We start from the raw sequence: 883 nt of genomic DNA on the forward strand, positions 1-883 counted from the left end.
ACTATCGGTCAGTCAGGAGTATTTAGCCTTGGAGGATGGTCCCCCCATGTTCAGACAAGATATCACGTGTCCCGTCCTACTCGATTTCACACAAAGTTAGTTTTCGTGTACGGGGCTATCACCCTGTATCGCGCTACTTTCCAGAAGCTTCCACTAACACCCTCTGTGCTTAAGGGCTAATCCCCGTTCGCTCGCCGCTACTTAGGGAATCTCAATTGATTTCTTTTCCTCAGGGTACTTAGATGTTTCAGTTCCCCTGGTTCGCTCTGTACACCTATGTATTCAGTGCACAGTGACCGCTTATGCGGCCGGGTTTCCCCATTCGGAAATCGGTGACTCAAATGGCTCTTACTGCCTTATCACCGCTTATCGCAAGTTAGTACGTCCTTCATCGCCTCTGACTGCCAAGGCATCCACCGTGTACGCTTAGTCGCTTAACCATACAACCCCAATGGGTTTCGCTTGTTCTTTTGCTCCCAGTCGTTGTTGAGCTTTTCGCTCACTCGGTTATGTAGATGAACTACACGCCCTCGCTCACTCAAATCTCGCCTAGACTGAAACCAAAATTCCGTCGCGAAACGGTCTTTTTGGGTTTGTATTAATCGATTAAACAACCAATACGTTAATCTATCGCCAGATATCAAGGCACTTGCAAAAATTGCAAATATCTCGAGAAATTATCAGCTTGTCCAAATTGTTAAAGAGCGTGTTTTCGCCAAAAGCAAAAACGCCAAAATCACCACCACCGTGATGATTTCAGACAATCTGTGTGAACACTCAACGCAAAACCGTATCTGTTTCGTAAGGAGGTGATCCAGCCCCAGGTTCCCCTAGGGCTACCTTGTTACGACTTCACCCCAGTCATGAACCACACCGTGGTCAT

The 883-nt window shown here is 47.2% G+C and carries 2 rRNA genes; both read right to left on the reverse strand.

What is annotated here, in order from left to right:
* Positions 1 to 440, reverse strand: a 23S ribosomal RNA gene (locus FCL40_RS18375); the annotation flags it as partial.
* A gap of 362 nt (positions 441 to 802) precedes the next feature.
* Positions 803 to 883: ribosomal RNA gene (locus FCL40_RS18380) — 16S ribosomal RNA — on the reverse strand; the annotation flags it as partial.

Origin of the sequence: Ferrimonas sediminicola, assembly GCF_005116715.1 — a bacterium.
In the GTDB taxonomy this organism is placed as follows: Bacteria; Pseudomonadota; Gammaproteobacteria; order Enterobacterales; family Shewanellaceae; genus Ferrimonas; species Ferrimonas sediminicola.